We start from the raw sequence: 19,023 nt of genomic DNA, 5'->3' as shown, positions 1-19,023 counted from the left end.
GCGCCACTTCCCCCGGAGCCCCCGTCCGATGGACACTAGTCCGACCAGGCGCGTAGTTCGTCCGGTAACGCGGCTAATGCCGAAGTGCGCGAATGACTTCTGCCGGTTTTTCTGCCGGTCCCGGGTGGACATCACCGGACATCGTCCTGCGATCGGGCCTCCGGCCCGTCGGGTGCCGGCCTTCAGGGACTAATCGCCCGAGGTCGCGTCGTTCACCCCGGTGCTGCCGGCGGTGGCGCCAGGGTTCACCGCGTCCCGGACGTTGCGCAACGCGCCGAGCAGGCCGCGCAGTGCTTCCGGGTCGAGCTGCGAGGTGAACCACCGCTCGATCAGTGCCAGGTGACCGGGGAGGGTTTCCTCCAACCGGGCGATCCCGGCCTCGGTCACCACCGCGTAGAGGCTGCGGCGGTCGGACGGGCAGGCATGGCGGCAGAGCAGGCCGTCGCGCTCCATCCGGTCGACGACCCGGGTGACGCCGCTGGTGGAGAGGGAGGTCTGGGCGGCGAGGTCGCTCATCCGGAGTCGCCGTTCGGGTGAACGGGCCAGGCGCATCAGCACCTCGAACTCCACGGGGGAGAGCCCGTGCTCGTCGAACTGGGTGGCGAAGCGGGAGGTGAGCCCGGTGTGCACCTCCATCAACAGCCCGAGGGCGGTGATGCGAGGGTCGTCGGAGAGCTCGTCGGTCGATGCCACCCGTACATCCTAGCAATCCTTGACAGCGGGAATATTGCTCAGTCTATAGTTGCTCAGTCAGTCGTTGACGTACTCAATCATCCCCTCGGAAGGGTCACGATCATGACCAGCAGCACGAACCCCGCCACCCGTAGCTGGGACGGCCTGACCATCCCGGCCGCTGGCACCTACCTGCTCGACCAGGCGCACAAGCGCGTCGGCTTCGTGGCTCGGCACATGATGGTGAGCAAGGTTCGGGGCGAGTTCACCGAGGCGACCGCGACCATCACCGTCGCCGAGGACCCGCTGCAGTCCTCGGTCACCGCGACCATCTCGGCCGCCAGCATCACCACCGGTCAGGCCGACCGCGACGCCCACCTCAACAGTGGCGACTTCTTCGAGGTGGAGAAGCACCCCAACCTGGAATACCGCAGCACCGGCGTCAAGTCGCACAGCGGCGACGAGTTCGTGCTTGCCGGCGAGCTGACCATCCGCGGCGTCACCAACCCGGTCGACCTGAAGGTCGAGTTCCACGGCGTCGGCACCAGCCCGTACGGGCAGGAGATCTTCGGGTTCACCGCGACCACCGAGATCGACCGCGAGGACTGGGGCCTGACCTGGAACGTGGGCCTGGAGACCGGCGGTGTGCTGGTCGGCAAGAAGGTCAAGATCGAGATCGAGGGCGAGGCCATCCGCCAGGCCTGATCGACACTCCATGCAGGACAGTGTGCCGGCTGGAGCCGCGCACTTCACGCCCGCCCCGGCGACCGGACTTCCGGTCCCGGGGCGGACGAATGTGAGACCGATTGCGAGCGCCGACTGACTCTGTGCGATCGTTGGGCCCGCGCTGCTGGCCGCCCTCCGGCCGGCATTGTCGCTGATCTGGTCGGATGCGGTCCTTACTCGTACCGTAATAGTTCGGTCGCGGTAAGAATCCGGGCATCGACTCCTCCGGGCTGCGCCGACAGCGCTTAGCGCCGGGAGGACACATGGGCACAGAGGTCGGACAAAACATATTCTCTCGCGCGGATCGCATCCGGTACCGCCAGAAGGTACGCCGCTGCCTGGATGTCTTCGCGCTGATGCTGGACGATTTCGGCTTCGACGCCGAACGGCCGACCACCGGCCTCGAGATCGAGCTGAACCTGGTCGACGCCGACGCCGAGCCCGCCATGCGCAACGAGGAGATCCTGGCCAACCTCGGCGATCCGATGTTCCAGACCGAGTTGGGACAGTTCAACCTGGAGTTCAACGCCCGTCCCCGCCTGATCGAGGGCACAGGTTTCACCGACTACGAACGGGACCTGCGCCTCAGCCTGGACCGCGCCGACGACCGAGCGGTCAAGGCCGACGCTTCCGTCATCCTGATCGGCATCCTGCCCACCCTCACCGAGCGCCACCTGGTCGCCGACAACCTCTCCAGCAACGTGCGGTACCGCGTACTCAACGACCAGATCGTGGCCGCCCGCGGCGAGGACATCGAAATGGACATCCGCGGGGTCGAACGGCTGCACACCCAGACCGACTCGATCGCGCCCGAGGCGGCCTGCACCAGCATCCAACTCCACCTACAGGTGGCGCCGGACAACTTCGCCAGCTACTGGAACGCCTCCCAGGCCATCGCCGGCATCCAGGTCGCGATCGGGGCGAACTCGCCGTACCTCTACGAACGGCAGCTGTGGGCGGAGACCCGGGTCGCGGTCTTCGAGCAGGCGACCGACACGCGGCCGGACGAGCTCAAAGCCCAGGGCGTACGACCACGGGTCTGGTTCGGCGAGCGGTGGATCACCTCGATCTTCGACCTGTTCGAGGAGAACGTCCGCTACTTTCCTCCGCTGCTGCCGATCTGCGAGGACGAGGACCCGGTCGAGGTGCTGCACCGGGGTGGAGTGCCGCACCTCGGTGAACTGCGGTTGCACAACGGCACCGTCTACCGGTGGAACCGCCCGGTGTACGACATCATGAACGGCCGCCCGCACCTGCGGGTGGAGAACAGGGTCCTGCCGGCCGGACCGACCGTGGTCGACATGCTGGCCAACGCCGCGTTCTACTTCGGCCTGGCCCGCGAGTTGGCCGAGGCGGAACGGCCGATCTGGAGCCAGCTCACCTTCAGCGCGGCCGAGGAGAACTTCCACGCCGCCGCCCGACGCGGCATCGACGCCACGGTCTACTGGCCACGACTCGGCGAGGTACGCGTCACCGACCTGGTCCTCGACGTACTGCTGCCCCGTGCGGCAGCCGGATTGGACCGCTTCGGTGTGGCGCCCGCCGAGCGGGACCGCCTGCTCGGCATCATCGAGCAGCGATGTCGTACGCGCCGAAACGGTGCCGTCTGGCAGGCGAAATCGGTGTGGGCCGCAGAGCATCACCACGGGTTGGACCGATCGGCCGCGCTACACCGGATGTTGCAGCGCTACGGCGAACTCCAGCGCACCAACGAACCCGTACACACCTGGCCTATCGACTGACGGGGTAGGTCGCCGTACGCCGTCGGCGGTGCCCGGGATCAGCGGGTACGGCGACCGAACCGGGCCGAGCGGCCCTTCGGCTTCGCCGCATCCTCCGGCTGGTCCGAACCGGTCGACGTCGCACCGTCCTCGCCGTCGGGGCGATCGGGATCCGGCCCGTCCTCCGGCCGATCCGTGTCCGTCCCGGCGTCCGGGTGCGCGAAGCCCGTCCCGGTATCCGGCTGTGCGGAGTCCGTCCTGGCGGTCCGTCGACCGGAGCCTGTCCTGGCGGTCCGTCGGGGTTCCGGGTCGGATGTTCCGGACCCGTCCGTGGGCCACAACGTCGCGACCGGTGCGGCCGGCCGGTCCCGGAACTGCTCGGCCGCGCCGAACTGCTCGGTGGCCGGCTCGGTGCCGTACGACCGGGAGGTGTGACCGTCACCGTCACCGACCGGGCTGTCGGCGGCGCCGGCCCGCTGCACCGGCACCCGGCCCGGCGCCACCTCGGATCCGTCGGGGACGGCGGTCACCGGCCGGGTGGTCGAGGCGCGCTGCGCCAACGCCGCCACCAGCGCCGAACCGGCCAGGCCGGCGATCACCGCGTACGGCGCGGCCAGGTGCGCCGAGACCTGTTCGGCTCGGATACCCACCAACCTCGGCGCGGCCAGGAAGTACGCGGCGGCGACCAGCAGCGGTCCCGCCACACCGGAGACCACCGCGCCGACCCGTCGTTCGGGCAGCCGCGCGGTCGTACGCGCGGCGAGCGCACCGATCAGCAGCGCCGAGCCGAGCGAGAGAGCCGCGCCGGGCCAGTAGAAGTAGTCCCGGAACCAGAACCGTTCGCTGTCCGAGGTGATCTGCCAGACGCCGAGTTGCGCGCTGCCCAGGCCGCGTCCGGACAGGACGCCGTCGACCACCGACACGACCGCGAGCAGCCACAGCCAACCGCTGGTGGCGATCACGTTGCCGGCGACGGCCGGCGAGGAGAGCGCCCAGGTCGCCATCACCAGCCCGAGCATCACGCCGATGACCGCGTAGCCGGCGGCGATGCTCTGCGGCGAGACACTGTCGGCGCGGGTCGCCGCCCTGGCCGGTACGGCAACGAGCGCGACGGTGACCAACCCGCCGACCGCGCTGGCCAGTGCCAACGCGATCCGCCACAGCCCGATGGCGAAGGTCTGACCGGAGGGTGTCGGCGTCCCCGCTCCGGCGGGTCGCGCCGTTTCGGGCGCGCCGATTCGCTGCCCCGCGATGGCTCCGGCAATCGTCGAGGTGGCGGCGATCCAGGCAGCCCAGGCGAGACTCGCCACCCAGGAGGCCTCGCTCGATCCGCTCGCCGACGGCAGCCAGGCGATGATGCCGAGCCCGTAACCGAGCCCCAACTGCGCGGCACCAGCGCCCGCAGCTACGCCGATCGCTATCGCGATCGATCCTCCCCAGCCCCGTACGGCCATGCCGGGCAGCGTAGCGTCCGCCCGCCGGCAGGGCGAGTCGCGGCATTCGACCGTACTGGCATCCTTACGGTGGGTGCGTATCGACGCCCGATTGGATCCCGGTTGCCGTCAGCCAGCACACTTCATCCGTCAGATGGTGATTGTCGGCGGGCGGTTCGGTGCCCGGATGGTGAGGCAGTGGTCGACATGACGGATGGGAACGCGAGCTGGCAGACCTCGTCGCCGGTCGAGCAACCGGACCGGCCCCGCCGAGGGGCGATGGTCGCCGGCGCGGCGGTGGCCACGGTGCTGCTCGCCACCATCGGCGCGGTCGGCGGTTGGGCACTGGCCAACAGCGAGGGCAACGATCCGACCACCGGCGCCGGCCCGGAGGTGAGCAGCACCGTCGGCCCGTCCCCGACGAAGACGAAGACCCGCCCGCCCACCTCGCCGCCGAAGACCGCGCCGACGTCGAAGGCACCGGCCGGTCAGTTCGCGCTGCCCGACCTGACCGGGCAGAGCTTCGAACGCGTACGGCAGGACCTGCGCGACCAGGGGCTCGGCTGGACCCTGATCTTCGGTGACTCCGGTGAGGATCCGACGGTGGTGCGTACCGATCCTCCCGGCGGCGCGAACGTCCGCAAGGGCACCGCCGTGAAGGTGTACGTGTCGGGGGCGGCTCCGCTGACGGACGTACCGGAGGTGACCGGCCTCCCCTGCGACCAGGCGAAGGCGGTGCTGGTCGACTCGGGATTCGAGATCGAGTACCGCAGCGGCAAGAGTGGCCCGGTGCTGCGGCAGGACCCGGGGCCGAACGAGAAGCGCCGGTGGAACGAGAAGATCGTGATCTACTGCGGCAACGTGCCGAACCTGCCGGGACAGCCCACCCCCGCGGCCACCTGACCGGTTGCCCGGTCGTCCGACCGGGCCTCGGGTGGCCCGGCCGGAGACGGTGTCCGCTTTCGGTGGTGCGGCGGCTGACTGATCGAGCAGCCGGATAAATTGGACGGGCGCAGTTTGTCGGGGAGAGGACGTTGCCATGGCGAAGGACGGTCAACAGCCACGGGACGTGCCCGAAGAGCCTCCGGCCGAGCCGACCCGGCCGGTGAAGGAGCCCACCGACGAGGCGAACGAGCCCGGCGCACCGGCTGAGTCCGCGGACCAGGCGGACGATGGCGCGCGAGTCGCGCCCGAGCAAGCCGATCCTGCCGGGTCTGCCGAGCCCGTGGACGAGCCGGCCGGGACTCCGGAGCCGACCGACGAGGCGGACGAGTCTGCCGGGACCCCAGAGCCCGTGGACGAGACGAAGGAGTCTGTCGGGGACTCGGAAGGGCAGGTCGAGGAGCCGGTCGAGGCGGTCGACGCGTCGGAGGAGCCGACCGGGCGGCCAGCAAGCGACGAAACGGTGGTTCTGCCAGGCACGCCCGCCGCTTCGTCCACCGACCGGGCTGGTTCGTCCGGCGACGAGACGGTGGCGTTGCCGAGTGGATCGTCCGGTCCCGGCGCGGACGAGACCCAGGTGCTGCCCACGCCGCCTGCCACGTCCGACGTCGACGAAACCGTGGCGTTGCCCGGCCCGTCCGCCGCCGCGGGTGTCGAGGAGACGATGGCGTTGCCCCCGTCACCGGCCCCCGCGAGCGACGAGACGCTGGCGTTGCCGCGTCCCCCCGCCGACGCGGGCGTTGACGAGACGGTGGCGTTGCCGCGTCCGGCCGCTGGTCCGGGCGTTGACGAGACGGTGGCGTTGCCGCGTCCGGCCGATGGTCCGGGCACCGACGAGACGCAGGCGCTGCCGACTCCGGCTGTCCCCTCGGGTGCCGACGAAACCGTGGCGCTGCCTCCTGCCGCCCCCTCCGGTGGCGACGAGACCGTGGCGCTGCCTCCTGCCGCGGGTGGGCCGAGCGACCAGACGATGGCGTTGCCCCGTCCGCCCGCCGGACCGGGCGGCGACGAGACGATGCCGTTGCCGGGCAGGACGTCCGGCCCGGAGAGCGATCAGACCATGGCGATTCCGCGCCCGCCGGGCGGGCCGGCGAACGACGTGACGGCCAAGCTGCCGCGGCGTACGTCCGACGGGTTGAGCCGTACGGCGACGTTCCCGGCGGTCCGCGACGGCGGCCAACCTCCGGGCGGAGCCTGGTCGGGGCGGGCGGGGGTGCCACCGGTGCCGCCGCCCGGCGTACGGGGACCGGCGCCCGCCGAGTGGCCGGGTGATGACGGGCGGTCCAACCGGCGCTGGTGGTTCCCCATTCTCGTGGGAGTGATCGCGCTGGTCCTGCTCGGTGTGCTGGCGTTCGCCATCTGGCTGATCGCACAGGCGAATCCGGGCGGGAACGGACCTGCCCCGGTCAGTCCGTCGCCGAGCCCGACCGCCACCCCAGCGGCAACCTCGGCGGCGCCGACCACGGCTGCGCCGACACCGAGCGAGACCTCTCCGAGCATCGTCACGGTGCCGCCGGTCATCGGGCTGAGCCAGGAGGATGCCCAGGCCCTGCTCGACCAGGCGGGGCTCCCGTTCCAGGTGCAGTTTCGCGAGTCGAACCGGCCACCGGGCACGGTCATCGCCTGCGACCCTCGGCCGAGTTCGCCCATCGCCGTCGGATCGCAGGTCACCCTGACCGTTGCGGAGCCGCCGGCCCCGCCGACGCCGACCCCGACCGCGGCGCCGACGACCGGGGCACCGGTCACACCTGATCCGACACCGACCGCCTGACCAGCAGGATCCGCCGCCGATGGCGATCACCGGAGTCGACGGACGTCACCAGAGTCGGCGACGCCGGCCGACGATGGTCAGCCCGATCGCCGCGATGGCGAGCCCGAGCAGACCCGAGTAGAGCAGTGAACGCTGGTAGCCGTCGGGAAGCCGATCGGTGGCCTGTCCGGGGCCGGTGGTGTGGGCGCTCGACCGGGTGGCGAACGGAGCCGAGCCACCGGCACCACCAGCGGGGGTGGTCGGACCGACCGGGGATGGGACCGGGACGACCACGTCCGGTGGCACCGTGGACCGGTCGGGTACGGCGGTGGGTGGCAGCGGTGCCGGCCACGCGTGCGGTGTGGGTGACCGGAGCGGGTCCGGCCACGGGTACGACGGCCACGCGGTCCCGGTGTCGGCGGTCTGCCCATGTGGTGCGGGCGCGGGTAGGGCGGCCGGGCCGAGGGAGCGGGTTACTGCGCTCCCGCAGCCTGCTGCCATGCCGCCGAGCAGCATGGCGAGTACGGGAACGAGCAAGACGGGCAGCGTCGGGCGGTGCCGATCGCCGGATCTCGTGGCCATGGCCACCCCTGCGGTTCGGGGACTCGCGTACGGGCCGTTCGCCGTCCGACTCGCCTGATTTGTGAGCCGTACGGTCTTCCCGAGTCTATGGGGGTGAGCCCTGCGGCACCGGCGGAACGGGCCGGATGTCGGTGTTCGTGACCGGCACCGGCGGGTCGCGGGCGGCGAGCAGGCGCAGCGGGAAGGAGCCGCCCGAGCGGCGGGCGATGCTGGTGGCCGGTCAGCCCACGCGTACCCGGATCGGCGACGCGTTGCGTCCCGGGACCGTGCGTGGTCCGGCGTTGACGTGCCGGGCCGCGGGTGCGGTCAACCGGACCGCACGCAGCCCGTCGAGCTGTACGAAGATCGAGCGGCGGGCGACCGCGTCCAGTGCCGTGTTGAGTTCGTATCCGTCGAGCCAGATCCAGCCGTCATAGGTGGGCCAGTCGTGCGCCCGGATCACGCGGAAGAGGATCGGCTCGGCGAACTGGACGCTCGCCGCGCGGGTCACCTGGAGGACGTCACCTGAGCGGGGAGGAAGCACATCGACTCCTGTCCGAACTGACCTTGGTTGGACGATTGAGCTGGTGAGCTTGGCCGCGGGGGCCGGTGGGATGTCGGGTGCCCGCGGTATCCCGCCGCCCGCAGCGGAGGGATGGGGTGCTGGCCGAGCCGGGTCCGGACCGGGTCCGACCCGGGGCACCGGCCCGGCCAACACCCGTCGACTCCGGGACCGCGCCAGCCGCCGTAGCCGCATGACGTACAGCGGCGGGGTCATTACCCCGGAGTTTGTCCCGGGGTGATAGCGCGGAGGGCGGCCCCGTCCGGTATGCAGGGAGGGCCGGTGCACGACCTCGCTAGATCGAAACGCTGAGTAACCCGAGCCATACGGACAGGGTGCACGAAGAGCGTGATCAATGCAAGTTGCAGCATGGCTCTTGCGCGCCGGGTGCCGGGGATGCTTGATGTGTCGCGTGTGGACCCGGCAGACTGGGGCCGTCTCCGCCGCCGCGGCCGGCTGACGTGTGTGTTTTCCCCGCCGCGAACCTGATCGCCCGCCGCCCAGACGGTCGCGCACCGCGGCGGGCAGAACTCATGCGCGATCGACCGGAGGTGACCCGGTGTCTGAGCGCCGGAGCCCGACAATCCGCCGCCGCCGACTGGGAGCTGAGTTGCGTCGGCTCCGGGAGGCGGCCGGAGTGACAATCGAGGTGGTCGCCGAGCGGCTGGAATGCTCGCAATCGAAGATCTCACGTATTGAGACAGGTCATACCACCGCCACCGTTCGTGACGTACGCGACATGATCAGCATTTACGGCATCGTCGGTGCCGAGAGCGAGGACCTGCTCCAGATCGCCCGGGAGGCTCGGCAGAAGGGTTGGTGGGCCTCCTACAGCACCGTACTGACCAGCGCATACGTCGGCTTCGAGGCCGCTGCCGGCTCGATCCGGGCGTACGAGCAGCAGGTCGTGCCGGGTCTTCTGCAGACCGAGGACTATGCCAAGGCGATGATCCGATCCGCCCGTCCGGACATCACCGCGGACGAAGTCGAGCAGCGGGTCCGTGTCCGGTTGAGTCGTCAGTCGTTACTGCACCAAGACGATCCGATCGACGTGTGGGTGGTGCTCGATGAGACGGTGGTGAGTCGGCCGGTCGGTGGCGACGAGGTCATGCGCGACCAACTGAAGCGACTGGTGGAAGCGGCCGATCAGCCGAATGTGACGATCCAGATCCTGCCGTTCGACGTCGGCGCGCATGCCGGTATGGACGGCACCTTTACGATTCTCGACTTTCCGGAGCCGGGCGACCCGCCGGTGGTGTACGCCGAAAATGCCACGGGCGGACTATTCCTGGAAAAGCCCGACGAATTGCAGAAGTACGCCTTTATTTTCGATCATATTCGAGCAGCGGCAATCCGCCCGGAGGATTCCGTAGCTCTTATTGCGAAGTTGGCAGAGGAGCCATTGTGGAAGAAGTGGAGACAAAGGGGTTTCGCGTAGACCTCACCCGCGCAGCCTGGTACAAGAGCTCGCGCAGCGGGCCGAACTGCGACAACTGCGTCGAGGTGGCCTTCGTGAGTGGCGCGATCGCCGTTCGTGACTCGAAGAACGTGGCCGGGCCAGCCCTGATCTTCACGCCGGACGAGTGGGACGCCTTCGTCGGCGGTGCCAAGGACGGCGAGTTCGACCTGGGCTAGTCAGACGCACCATGCGGGCCACTTTGAGCGCGGTCACCCCTCGGGTGCCCGCGCTCTCCATGTCCGGGCCGCCCGCCCGGGAGGTGATGGGTGGGCCGCCGCCGGTCGGGCTCCGTAGGGCACCGGCGCTTCCGTGCGTGCTCCGGGTCGCGGGTGCTCCACCGCAGGTCACCGCGGGTTCGGTCGGCCACTGATCCTGGTGACGCCGTCGCCACCGTCGGCCCGCGTCGTTGTACCAGACGGCGCGGCATCCGCTGAGCCAACCCGCCGCGCGGGTTCGCGACGGAGCGAGGCAGGCGACACGTATGACGATTGGGTCGGAAAACCTGGGCAACGGTTCGGTGAAGCCGGACCGGCTCGCCGGTAAGTACCGTGGTGCCCGACGGGACGGCGTACTGACCGACGACGGCCCTCCCGGCCAGGACCTCGGCTCTCACGGTGGGATGGCCGACCTGGGATCGGCCGCACCGGCCGACCGGCCGCCGAAACTCCCGTCGCTGGATCTGGGCGGGCTCACCGAGCCGGTGTTTCCGGAGTCGGACTGGACTGACCCGAAAGTGGAGTCACTGGTCGACCACCCATTGTTGCGCGGGCTGCTGCTCGAATTGCCGTCGAAGGGCTCGATGCCTCGACAGGAATGGCTGGACCGGTGGTTCGAGGCCGCTCGGGCAATTCTGGAACTGCTATACGTGCAGGACGCGGGTCGTCCGCGCTGAGGACGACGACGGCACCGCCGGGCGTACCGCGACAGAGCCTTCCGCCAGCCGACTGTGGCGCAGCGCGTGGCGTACGCCGATGAAGCTCACCACGGCCAGGCCCGCGGTGAGCGCGAACCCGGTCAGGGCCGGTGCGTTCAGCGGGACGACCGAAGTGGACGCGGCCAACGCAGGCAGCGTCACCAGCCCGGCCACCTGAAGCGGCAGCGCGATCATCGGATGCGCCGCACCGGCCCGGAGCACGGGCGGGACCGGGGCATCCGGCGCCGCGGCGAAAGCGCCGGCACCGGCCCGCAGCCGGCGCAGCCGCCGTACGGTCAGCAACGCCACTGCCGTGGCCGGCACGGCGGACAGCACCAGGACCAGCGGCGCCCGGTCGGCCACCGTCGGACCTGCCGCGATCAGCGCGGCCAGCCCGAGCACGGCCATCGCCCCGAGCCCGGTCATCGTCATGGCCAGCAACCAGGTGGTACGGCGACGCAGCGCGCGGGGACTGTCCAGTTGCGGCAGTCCGTCCGCGACGATGCCGGCGGTCAGCCACACCAGGGCCACCGCGGTCAGCACGACCAGGTCGAAATCCATGAATCCAGGATTGCCCAGTCACGCACCCGGGGAATCAGGGCCGTGCCCTGGGCCGCCCCCGGAGTTCGTCCAGTAGGGGTAGGGCTGGCCGGAGCATCCAGCGGCGCCGGCTCCGGGATGCGACCCGGAGCCGGCGCGGAAGTCACAGCGTACGGAGGTGGAAGCCGCCGTCGACGTCGATGACCTGCCCGGTGCTGAACGGGAGCAGGTCGGTGGCGACCGCGACCACCGCTCGGCCCACGTCGTCGGGCTGGCCCCAGCGGCGGATCGGCGTCAGCCCCTGGTTGAAGATGAGATCGTCGTACCGGGCCTTCACCCCGCCGGTCATGTCGGTCTCGATGATGCCGGGTCGGATTTCGTACACGTTGATCCCGTGTTCGGCGAGCCGGGCCGCGTAGAGCTGGGCGGTCATCGCCAGTCCGGCCTTGCTGACGCAGTAGTCGCCACGGTTCACGCTGGCCGCGTACGCGCTGACCGACGAGACGATGACGATCTTCGGATTGGTGACGATCCCGGCCGCCTGCTGCTCGATCATCACCCGGGCGGCGAGCTGGGTCAGGAAGTACGGGCCCTTGAGGTTGATCTCGATCAGCCGGTCGAAGGACTCCTCCTCCGCGTCCAGCAGGTCCGCCCGTACGTTCGGAGCCACGCCCGCGTTGCTCACCAGCAGGTCGAGCCGGCCGAACGTGTCGACGGTCTGGTCCACCAGGTGCTGCCGGTCGGCCCGCTGCGAGACGTCGGCCCGTACCGGAAGGGCCTGGCCGCCCCGGGCTTCGACCTCCTTGCCGACCTCGCGGGCGGCGTCGGCGTTGCTGGCGTAGTTGACCACCACGTCGTAGCCGGCCCCGGCGAGCGAGAGCACGATGCCGCGCCCGATGCCCCGGGAGCCACCGGTGACGATCGCGACCGGCCGCCGGCTCATCGGGCCGCCCCGACCGGGGTCGCGATCGCCGGTACGGAGGCCGCGACCGGACCGAAGAAGGTGTAGTACGGCTCGTCGCGGGCCACCCGCTGGACGTAGAGGGCCAGCTCACGGGCGTGGTAGTCGCCCCACATGCTGGACTCGCCGTTCGGCACCCGCTGCCCGGCCGCCACGTGGTCCCAACCGTTCGGCCGGTGGTAGACCGAATGCAGGATCAGTCCCTGGTGCCGTACGTCGGTGCTCAGGTACGGCTCGTCGAAGAGGGTGTCGCAGACGGTCAGCCCGGCCTGCCAGTAGCGCTGCCCCTCGGCCACCCGCCCGACCGAGGTGAGGTACCGGCCGAGCCGGAGCAGCCCCTGCGCGCCGATCGCCGCCGCCGACGAGTCCACCGGTTCGTGTGCGTTGTACGGGTCCGCCGGGTGGTCCAGGTAGTCGCCCATCCTGGCCAGTCCCGGAGCACCGGTGTCCCAGTACGGGATGCCGTCGACCGGGGTGTGGGCCAGGTAGAAGTCGCAGGTGGCGATGGCGGCCCGGAGCAGCGTCGACTCGACCTGTGCCCGCCCGCCGTACGGTTCGAACGCCTCGTCCGGCAGCACGGCGAGGAATTCGAGCTGCTCGGGGAAGCCGAGCATGGCCCAGGCCAGTCCTCGGGTCCAGGTGCTGAACGGGGAGTAGCCCTGCTGGGTGCTCGGGCACCGGTAGCTGCCGTCGTTGACGTTGAAGATCGACTCGTGTGCCGTACGACCGGAGATGTCGTAGCTGTCCCGGCCCTCGCCGTAGAAGACGTTCCACCTGGCGGTGTTGGTCGCGTGCTCGATCAACCGGCCGAGCAGCGAGATCCGCTCGTCCCGCTCACCCATCAGCACGTGTCCGAGCAGGTGCGACACGCCCAGCGCCCGGCAGGAGCGGATGGTGTCGACGAAGAGCGACTGCGGGCCGTTGAAGGAGTAGATGTAGCCGGTGCCGTCGGCGGTGTCCCGCCACCGGGCCGCCTGCACCGCGCCGGTGAGCTTCAGCGCCAGTTCGTAGAAGTGCCGCTCGCCCCGGTCGTCCGGGATCCGCCCCTCGTTCATCAGCCGCCACAGGTTGCCGTACGTGCTGACGTTGTTGAACCCGTGGTCGTGTACGCCGATGTGGCTGACGTGGCTGGCCATCACCGCGACGGTCTGTTCGCGGCCGATGTCGAGGAAGCGCTGATCGCCGGTGGCGTCGTACTGCAACAGCGCGGAACCGTACTGGAAGCCCTGGGTCCACTCGGTCCAGCCCCGGGCGGTGTACCGGCCCTCGACGGTGAACACCGGCGACGGCGAACCCGCGGGGCAACTCTGCTCGATCGAATCGATCTTCTCGGCCGATAGCGCCCAGAGACGTTCGATCTTGGGGATCAGCCGCCCGGGGGTCAGCTCCTCGTCGCTCCTCATCATGTGGGCAAGCATAGGAAAGCGCTTGCCCAAAACCTAGACCCGGGCTCCGCCCGCCCGAAACGCCCCATCCCGACCAGCGCCAGATGTAGAAAAAGAGTGCCTACGCCGGTCGGAATAGGCACTCTTTCCCTACATGTGCGGCCCAGTACCCCCGGGCGGCGGAGTTAGACGGAGAAGGTGGGGGGGAGTTCCGTGGCGGGGGGTGGTGGGGTGGCGCGCCAGAGTTTCGTCTTCTGGGCGGCCAGGCGGGCCAGGTAGGCCGGGTTCAGCACCAGGTAGCGCTGCCACAGGCGCCTCGGCTCCAGGCCGAGCCGCCAGAGCCACTCCAGCCCGGCCCGCTGCATCCACTCGGGCGGCTTGCGCAACAGCCCGGCGTGGTAGTCGAACGCGGCACCGACGGCGAGCAGCGGCATGTCCAGCAGCGGACGCATCGCGTACGCGAAAACCTCCTGGCGGGGGCAGCCGAGCCCGACCAGGACGACCCTGGCCCCCGAGGCGCGGATCCGGTCGGCGATCTCGTTCTCCTCGTGCGGCCGTACCTGACGGAACTTGGACGGCTCCACCCCGGCGAACTTCAGTGCCGGGAAGCGCTGCTCCAGCGCCGGCACCAGCCGGGCCAGGGTCGCCTCGGTCGAGCCGTACAGGTAGACCGGCAGGCCGGCGTCGGCGGCGCGGGACAGGACGCGCAGCGTGAGGGTCGGTCCGTAGACGCGGTCGGCCAGGCCGGCCCCGTGCAGCAGGTTGAGCGCCCAGCGGACCGGCTGGCCGTCCGGTGTGACCACGTCGAACGAGTTGAGCCTCGCGTTGTGCGGCGGATCCAGCACGCCGGTCATCACACCGTGTACGGCCAGCGCGGTCAGCGCGAACGGCCTTCGCTCGCGTGCGGCGGAGATCACCTCGGTTGCCGCGGCGTCGTAGTCGATCACGTCCACCAGTACGCCGAGCACGTTCCGCTTACCCTCGGAGATCATCGCGTTCCCTCGCTGCGCCCTCGGCGCCGTGATCCCCGTGACTGAGCTGACTCATGGCGCTGGCGCCTTTGCGTACCCGTTCATGGTGCGGCCTGAACGCGTGCCGTCATGCCTGGGGTATCCACTTGTCCACGTTGGCTTCGTAGATCTCCTGCAGGATCATCGGCACATCGTAGATCTGCTTCCAGTCCGGGTAGTGGGCCTGGAACGACGCATTGGAACCAATCCACCACTGGTGGTCACCGACCCGGTTCTCGTCACGGTATTCGGTGATCATCGACTGGCCGGAAATCTGCTCGGCCAGCGCGAACGCCTCCAGGTGGGAGCAGTTCGAGTGGCGCCCGCCACCGAGGTTGTAGACCGCGGCCGAACGCGGGTTGCGGTAGAACGCCTCGAACGCGTTCACCACGTCGTGGCTGTGGATCGCGTCCCGCACCATCTTGCCCTTGTACCCGAAGATCTTGTACGTCCGGCGTTCCATGTTGCAGCGCATCACGTACGCGAGGAAGCCGTGCAGTTCGGTGGCGGAGTGCGCCGGGCCGGTGAGCGTGCCGCCACGGAAGCAGGCGGTACGCATGTCGAAGTAGCGGCCGTACTCCTGCACCATCACGTCGGCGGCGACCTTGGAGGCGCCGAAGACGGAGTGCAGGGTGCCGTCGATCGACATGTCCTCCTTGATCCCGTCCGCGTACGGGTGCCCGGGGTCGATCTCCCAGCGGGTCTCCTGCTCGATCAACGGCAGACTGTTCGGCCGGTCGCCGTAGACCTTGTTGGTCGAGCAGTGGATGAACGCCGCCTCCGGGCAGTTCTCGCGCACGTTCTGCAAGACGTTCAGGGTGCCGCCGGCGTTCACGTCGAAGTCGGTGAACGGGTCCCGGACCGCCCAGTCGTGCGACGGCTGCGCCGCGGTGTGGATCACCACCGAGATCTCGCGGCCGTAGCGGCGGAAGATCTCCGCCAGCGCGTCCCGGTCGCGGATGTCGGCGTCCCGATGCGTGTACGCCGCGCCGAGGTCACTGGTAAGCCGCAGTACGTTCCACGCGGTAGAGGCCTCGGCGCCGAAGAACTGCCGGCGCATGTCGTTGTCGATGCCCACTACGTCGAGACCCAGTCCGGCGAAGTGCCGGACCGCCTCGGATCCGATCAGACCACCTGATCCGGTCACCAGCGCGACACTCACACGACACTCCAGGATCCTCGGCAACCGGAAACCATCGGAGCATAACGCGGCACCGACCAGGCTCGGGCATTCGCGCCCGGACATGAGTGAAGGGCCCCGCGTGAACGCGGAGCCCTTCGTGTTGGTGGGGAAGGGGGGAGTTGAACCCCCACGCCCTTTCGGGCACACGGACCTGAACCGTGCGCGTCTGCCATTCCGCCACTCCCCCGTGCACGATGCCCGGACAGATTGCTCCGCCCTCGTCGTGCCTGGGCCCTACCAACTTCAGGTTATCCCAGCCAGTTCTTCAACCGACGCCGGGACATATTACGCTGTTCGTACTGCGACCGTGGGCGTTACCGCTTGCGGCGCATGGAACACTAGCACGAGGACTCCGGCCCTCAAGTACGGGCCGGCAGCAGACGGCCGAGCGGCATGCGAGCCGCATGTGCGACGGCCGGATACCATCATGTCCTCGGGACCCGAGGAGGAGCCGGTGAGCGTGCTGCAACGCTTCGAGAAGCGTCTGGAAGGCCTGGTCGAGGGGGCCTTCGCGAAGGTGTTCAAGGGGGTCGTCCACCCAGTGGAGATCCTCAACGCGATGCAGCGGGAGGCAGAGGCGCACAAGGCGATCCTGGCTGGTGGGCGCACCCTCGTGCCCAACCGCTACGTGATCGATCTCTCGCCGTACGACCACAGTCGGCTCGCGCCGTACGCCGCCGCACTGGCCCAGGAGTTGGCCCAGTCGCAGGCCGAGTTCATCGGCGAGCAGGCGTGGACGGTCTACGGCGACGTGATCGTCGAGATCGAGCGCGGCGACGGGCTGGACACCGGCATGTTCCGGGTCACGGCCGAGGTCTACACCGGTGGCGATGTCGCGCCGGTGCAGCAGCAGTCGTACGAGCAGCCAGGACAGGGCGGCTACCCGCCGTACGAGCAGCAGGGTGGTGGCTACGGCCCGCCGCCCGGCCACGGCGGCGGTCGCAACGTGCGGCTGGTCTCCGGCGACGGGCGCAGCTACCCGCTGCAGATGGGTTCGACCGTGATCGGCCGGGGCGACCAGGCCAACCTGCGTCTGCCCGACGTCGGCATCTCCCGCCGACACGCCCGGCTCGACTTCGACGGCGCCCAGGTTGTGCTTACCGATCTCGGCTCGACCAACGGGACGATGGTCAACGGCCAGCGGGTCTCGGCGGTGGCGCTCAACCCAGGCGACATGGTCCAGCTCGGGACGACCACCCTCACGTTCCGAGTGGACGGCTAAAAACTTGGCGCCCTTCGTCATCACCGTCGCCCGATTCGGGTTCATCGTCCTGCTCTGGATCTTCGTCTTCACCGTGGTGGGGGTGATCCGTCGAGACCTCTTCGCGGGCGCCCGGTCCAGTCGTCTGGTAGCGGCGCCACGGGGGGTCGGCGCGGTGACCGGGCAGGGCAAGCCGGCGAAGGTGAAGCGTGGCAGGGCGGCCCATCAACTCGTCGTCACCGCCGGTCAACTGGCCGGCACCAGGATCACCCTCGGCGAGGGGCAGATCACCATCGGCCGTGCGGAGGACTCCACCCTGGTGATTACCGACGACTATGCCTCGGCCCGACACGCCCGACTGGTGCCCCGCTCAGGCCAGTGGTTCGTCGAAGACCTCGGCTCGACTAACGGCACGTACCTCGACCGCGCTAAGGTCACCGGACCAACCCCCGTCCCCCTCGGCGTGCCGATCCGGATCGGCCGCACTTCTCTCGAGTTACGGCCATGACTCTGACCCTGCGCTATGCGGCCCACAGCGACCGCGGTCTGATCCGAGACGGAAACCAGGACTCCGTCTACGCCGGTCCGCGGCTACTCGCCGTGGCGGACGGCATGGGCGGCATGGCCGCCGGTGACGTCGCCAGCAACATTGTCATCGGTGCGATGGCGCCGCTCGACGAGGACGTCCCCGGGGATGCCTTGGTCGACGCGCTGCGCTCCGCCGTCGATACCGCCAACCAGCAACTCCGAGACACGGTGGATGCCAACCCGCACCTGGAGGGTATGGGCACCACCCTGACCGCGACGCTGTTCTCGGGCAGCAAGATCGGCATGGTGCACATCGGCGACTCGCGCGCGTACCTGCTGCGCGACGGCGAGTTCGGCCAGATCACCAAGGACGACACCTACGTCCAGATGCTCGTCGACGAGGGCCGGATCACGCTGGAGGAGGCGAGCAGCCACCCGCAGCGGTCGCTGCTCACCCGGGCTCTCGACGGACGCGACATCGACCCGGAATACTCGGTCCGGCAGGTGCTGCCCGGTGATCGCTACCTGATCTGCAGCGACGGTCTGTCCGGCGTGGTGAGCGCCGAGACCATCGGGCAGACGCTGCGCGAGTACACCGACCCGCAGCAGTGTGTGGAGCGGCTGGTCCAGCTCGCCCTGCGCGGCGGCGGCCCGGACAACATCACCGTGGTCATCGCCGACGCCACCGACCAGGACATCCTGGAGGCCACGCCGATCGTGGGCGGTGCCGCCGCCCGTGACCGGGGCATGGCGACGTCGGCCGACGACTCCACCCCGGCCGCCCGCGCCTCGGCGCTCACCCCACCGCGCCCGGCCACTCCCGAGCCGGCGAACGCCTCCGGGAACGACGACGACTCCGACCGGCCTCGCCGCCGACCGCTGCGTACGGCGGTGCAGTTGATCGTGCTGGCCGGCATCCTCGGCGGCGGTCTCTGGGGCGGCTGGACCTACAGCCAGCGGCAGTTCTACGTCGGCGCCACGGAGAGCGGGCAGCTTGCCGTCTTCCGCGGTGTGCCGGGCCAGATCGCCGGACTGGACCTCTCCAGCGTGCACGCGACCAGCCGGGCCAAGCTCGACGACCTGACCAACGCCGCCCAGGAGCAGGTCAAGCAGGGGATCCAGGCCGATGACGAGCCGGATGCGGAACGGTTGCTCTCCGAGCTGACGCTCGACGAACCGGGCAACCCGAACCTCAAGCCGACCTGTCCGCCGAGCCCTTCCCCGTCGGCCGACATCACCGGGAGCCCGACCGCGCCGGTCCCACCACCTCCGGGCACGCCGACGCCGAACGGCGTCACCCCCACCCCGACGTTGCCGGGGGTCGGGCTCAGCCCGACCGCGCCCGCGGCCCCGACCGACTCCGCCAGCCCCGACCCGTTCCCGTCCGACACGCTTCCGCCGGCCACCCCCGACCCGGCGGGATGCCGGTCGCCCGAGTGACCGTGAGATCGAACGATCCGAGGGACTTATCGTGAC

19 protein-coding genes and 1 tRNA gene are annotated in these 19,023 nt (G+C 69.9%); 10 read left to right on the top strand and 10 right to left on the bottom strand.

Annotated elements, in window-relative coordinates; all coding sequences use genetic code 11:
- Positions 1 to 189: 189 nt before the first annotated feature.
- Positions 190 to 636, bottom strand: coding sequence for a MarR family transcriptional regulator (locus AB0J90_RS14600; protein WP_363596257.1), 447 nt, complete (start codon positions 634 to 636; stop codon positions 190 to 192).
- Between the two features lie 159 nt (positions 637 to 795).
- Between AB0J90_RS14600 and AB0J90_RS14595 the strand changes: the two genes are divergently transcribed.
- Positions 796 to 1,377, top strand: a complete 582-nt coding sequence (locus AB0J90_RS14595) for a YceI family protein (protein ID WP_363595889.1) — start codon at positions 796 to 798, stop codon at positions 1,375 to 1,377.
- 284 nt (positions 1,378 to 1,661) lie between these two features.
- Positions 1,662 to 3,140 (top strand): glutamate--cysteine ligase, encoded by a 1,479-nt coding sequence (locus AB0J90_RS14590; protein ID WP_363595887.1) that lies wholly within the window; start codon positions 1,662 to 1,664, stop codon positions 3,138 to 3,140.
- A gap of 38 nt (positions 3,141 to 3,178) precedes the next feature.
- Here the strand turns inward: AB0J90_RS14590 and AB0J90_RS14585 are convergent, their stop codons facing one another.
- Entirely contained in the window at positions 3,179 to 4,573 is a 1,395-nt protein-coding gene (locus tag AB0J90_RS14585) for a hypothetical protein (RefSeq protein ID WP_363595885.1), read from the bottom strand.
- A 186-nt stretch (positions 4,574 to 4,759) separates the two neighbouring features.
- Here AB0J90_RS14585 and AB0J90_RS14580 point away from each other — a divergent pair, with 186 nt between their 5' ends.
- Both AB0J90_RS14580 and AB0J90_RS14575 read left to right on the top strand, forming a co-directional pair.
- Complete coding sequence (locus AB0J90_RS14580; RefSeq protein ID WP_363595883.1) at positions 4,760 to 5,455, top strand: PASTA domain-containing protein; 696 nt, start codon at positions 4,760 to 4,762, stop codon at positions 5,453 to 5,455.
- Positions 5,456 to 5,591: 136 nt separating this feature from the next.
- On the top strand, positions 5,592 to 7,265 hold the full coding sequence (locus tag AB0J90_RS14575; protein ID WP_363595881.1) for a PASTA domain-containing protein: 1,674 nt from the start codon (positions 5,592 to 5,594) through the stop codon (positions 7,263 to 7,265).
- 45 nt (positions 7,266 to 7,310) lie between these two features.
- On the opposite strand, the gene AB0J90_RS14570 is transcribed toward AB0J90_RS14575, so the two are convergent.
- Together AB0J90_RS14570 and AB0J90_RS14565 are read right to left on the bottom strand one after the other, a co-directional pair.
- Entirely contained in the window at positions 7,311 to 7,781 is a 471-nt protein-coding gene (locus tag AB0J90_RS14570; protein ID WP_363595879.1) for a hypothetical protein, read from the bottom strand.
- A gap of 265 nt (positions 7,782 to 8,046) precedes the next feature.
- Complete coding sequence (locus tag AB0J90_RS14565) at positions 8,047 to 8,349, bottom strand: hypothetical protein (RefSeq protein ID WP_326561938.1); 303 nt, start codon at positions 8,347 to 8,349, stop codon at positions 8,047 to 8,049.
- Between the two features lie 577 nt (positions 8,350 to 8,926).
- Between AB0J90_RS14565 and AB0J90_RS14560 the strand changes: the two genes are divergently transcribed.
- The 3 genes from AB0J90_RS14560 to AB0J90_RS14550 all read left to right on the top strand — a co-directional run bounded on the left by AB0J90_RS14560 (position 8,927) and on the right by AB0J90_RS14550 (position 10,718).
- On the top strand, positions 8,927 to 9,805 hold the full coding sequence (locus AB0J90_RS14560) for a helix-turn-helix transcriptional regulator (protein WP_326561939.1): 879 nt from the start codon (positions 8,927 to 8,929) through the stop codon (positions 9,803 to 9,805).
- A complete protein-coding gene (locus tag AB0J90_RS14555) occupies positions 9,781 to 10,002 on the top strand; it encodes a DUF397 domain-containing protein (RefSeq protein ID WP_363596255.1) in 222 nt (73 codons plus the stop codon). The genes AB0J90_RS14560 and AB0J90_RS14555 overlap by 25 nt, the downstream gene beginning before the upstream one ends.
- 305 nt (positions 10,003 to 10,307) lie before the next feature.
- Positions 10,308 to 10,718, top strand: coding sequence for a hypothetical protein (locus AB0J90_RS14550; RefSeq protein WP_363595877.1), 411 nt, complete (start codon positions 10,308 to 10,310; stop codon positions 10,716 to 10,718).
- Here the strand turns inward: AB0J90_RS14550 and AB0J90_RS14545 are convergent.
- The 6 genes from AB0J90_RS14545 to AB0J90_RS14520 form a co-directional block, all read right to left on the bottom strand.
- On the bottom strand, positions 10,686 to 11,300 hold the full coding sequence (locus tag AB0J90_RS14545) for a hypothetical protein (RefSeq protein ID WP_363595875.1): 615 nt from the start codon (positions 11,298 to 11,300) through the stop codon (positions 10,686 to 10,688). The two genes, AB0J90_RS14550 and AB0J90_RS14545, sit on opposite strands and share 33 nt — an antisense overlap.
- A 142-nt stretch (positions 11,301 to 11,442) precedes the next feature.
- Entirely contained in the window at positions 11,443 to 12,222 is a 780-nt protein-coding gene (locus AB0J90_RS14540; protein ID WP_363595873.1) for a 3-ketoacyl-ACP reductase, read from the bottom strand.
- Positions 12,219 to 13,646: a hypothetical protein gene (locus tag AB0J90_RS14535; RefSeq protein WP_363595871.1), complete on the bottom strand. Its 1,428-nt coding sequence runs from the start codon at positions 13,644 to 13,646 to the stop codon at positions 12,219 to 12,221. The genes AB0J90_RS14540 and AB0J90_RS14535 overlap by 4 nt, the downstream gene beginning before the upstream one ends.
- Positions 13,647 to 13,810: 164 nt before the next feature.
- Entirely contained in the window at positions 13,811 to 14,617 is an 807-nt protein-coding gene (locus AB0J90_RS14530; protein ID WP_363595870.1) for a WecB/TagA/CpsF family glycosyltransferase, read from the bottom strand.
- Positions 14,618 to 14,723: 106 nt separating this feature from the next.
- On the bottom strand, positions 14,724 to 15,797 hold the full coding sequence (locus AB0J90_RS14525; protein ID WP_363595868.1) for an NAD-dependent epimerase/dehydratase family protein: 1,074 nt from the start codon (positions 15,795 to 15,797) through the stop codon (positions 14,724 to 14,726).
- A 122-nt stretch (positions 15,798 to 15,919) separates the two neighbouring features.
- Positions 15,920 to 16,005: transfer RNA gene (locus tag AB0J90_RS14520), tRNA-Leu, on the bottom strand.
- 240 nt (positions 16,006 to 16,245) lie between these two features.
- Between AB0J90_RS14520 and AB0J90_RS14515 the strand changes: the two genes are divergently transcribed.
- The 3 genes from AB0J90_RS14515 to AB0J90_RS14505 are packed head-to-tail and all read left to right on the top strand — an operon-like array spanning position 16,246 to position 18,987.
- Entirely contained in the window at positions 16,246 to 17,040 is a 795-nt protein-coding gene (locus tag AB0J90_RS14515) for a DUF3662 and FHA domain-containing protein (protein ID WP_363595866.1), read from the top strand.
- 4 nt (positions 17,041 to 17,044) lie between these two features.
- On the top strand, positions 17,045 to 17,527 hold the full coding sequence (locus AB0J90_RS14510; protein ID WP_326561947.1) for an FHA domain-containing protein: 483 nt from the start codon (positions 17,045 to 17,047) through the stop codon (positions 17,525 to 17,527).
- Entirely contained in the window at positions 17,524 to 18,987 is a 1,464-nt protein-coding gene (locus AB0J90_RS14505; RefSeq protein WP_363595864.1) for a PP2C family serine/threonine-protein phosphatase, read from the top strand. Before AB0J90_RS14510 ends, AB0J90_RS14505 begins: the two co-directional genes overlap by 4 nt.
- Positions 18,988 to 19,023: the final 36 nt, after the last annotated feature.

It is taken from the genome of Micromonospora sp. NPDC049523, assembly GCF_040676775.1.
Taxonomy (GTDB): Bacteria; Actinomycetota; Actinomycetes; order Mycobacteriales; family Micromonosporaceae; genus Micromonospora_G.
This window is presented reverse-complemented; position numbering and strand designations above follow the sequence as displayed.

Coding starts and splice junctions, on each gene's coding strand:
- AB0J90_RS14600 (WP_363596257.1), bottom strand. CDS start 636: ATGGAGGTGCACACCGGGCTCACCTCCCGCTTCGCCACCCAGTTCGAC.
- AB0J90_RS14595 (WP_363595889.1), top strand. CDS start 796: ATGACCAGCAGCACGAACCCCGCCACCCGTAGCTGGGACGGCCTGACC.
- AB0J90_RS14590 (WP_363595887.1), top strand. CDS start 1,662: ATGGGCACAGAGGTCGGACAAAACATATTCTCTCGCGCGGATCGCATC.
- AB0J90_RS14585 (WP_363595885.1), bottom strand. CDS start 4,573: ATGGCCGTACGGGGCTGGGGAGGATCGATCGCGATAGCGATCGGCGTA.
- AB0J90_RS14580 (WP_363595883.1), top strand. CDS start 4,760: ATGACGGATGGGAACGCGAGCTGGCAGACCTCGTCGCCGGTCGAGCAA.
- AB0J90_RS14575 (WP_363595881.1), top strand. CDS start 5,592: ATGGCGAAGGACGGTCAACAGCCACGGGACGTGCCCGAAGAGCCTCCG.
- AB0J90_RS14550 (WP_363595877.1), top strand. CDS start 10,308: ATGACGATTGGGTCGGAAAACCTGGGCAACGGTTCGGTGAAGCCGGAC.
- AB0J90_RS14545 (WP_363595875.1), bottom strand. CDS start 11,300: ATGGATTTCGACCTGGTCGTGCTGACCGCGGTGGCCCTGGTGTGGCTG.
- AB0J90_RS14540 (WP_363595873.1), bottom strand. CDS start 12,222: ATGAGCCGGCGGCCGGTCGCGATCGTCACCGGTGGCTCCCGGGGCATC.
- AB0J90_RS14535 (WP_363595871.1), bottom strand. CDS start 13,646: ATGATGAGGAGCGACGAGGAGCTGACCCCCGGGCGGCTGATCCCCAAG.
- AB0J90_RS14530 (WP_363595870.1), bottom strand. CDS start 14,617: ATGATCTCCGAGGGTAAGCGGAACGTGCTCGGCGTACTGGTGGACGTG.
- AB0J90_RS14515 (WP_363595866.1), top strand. CDS start 16,246: ATGTCCTCGGGACCCGAGGAGGAGCCGGTGAGCGTGCTGCAACGCTTC.
- AB0J90_RS14505 (WP_363595864.1), top strand. CDS start 17,524: ATGACTCTGACCCTGCGCTATGCGGCCCACAGCGACCGCGGTCTGATC.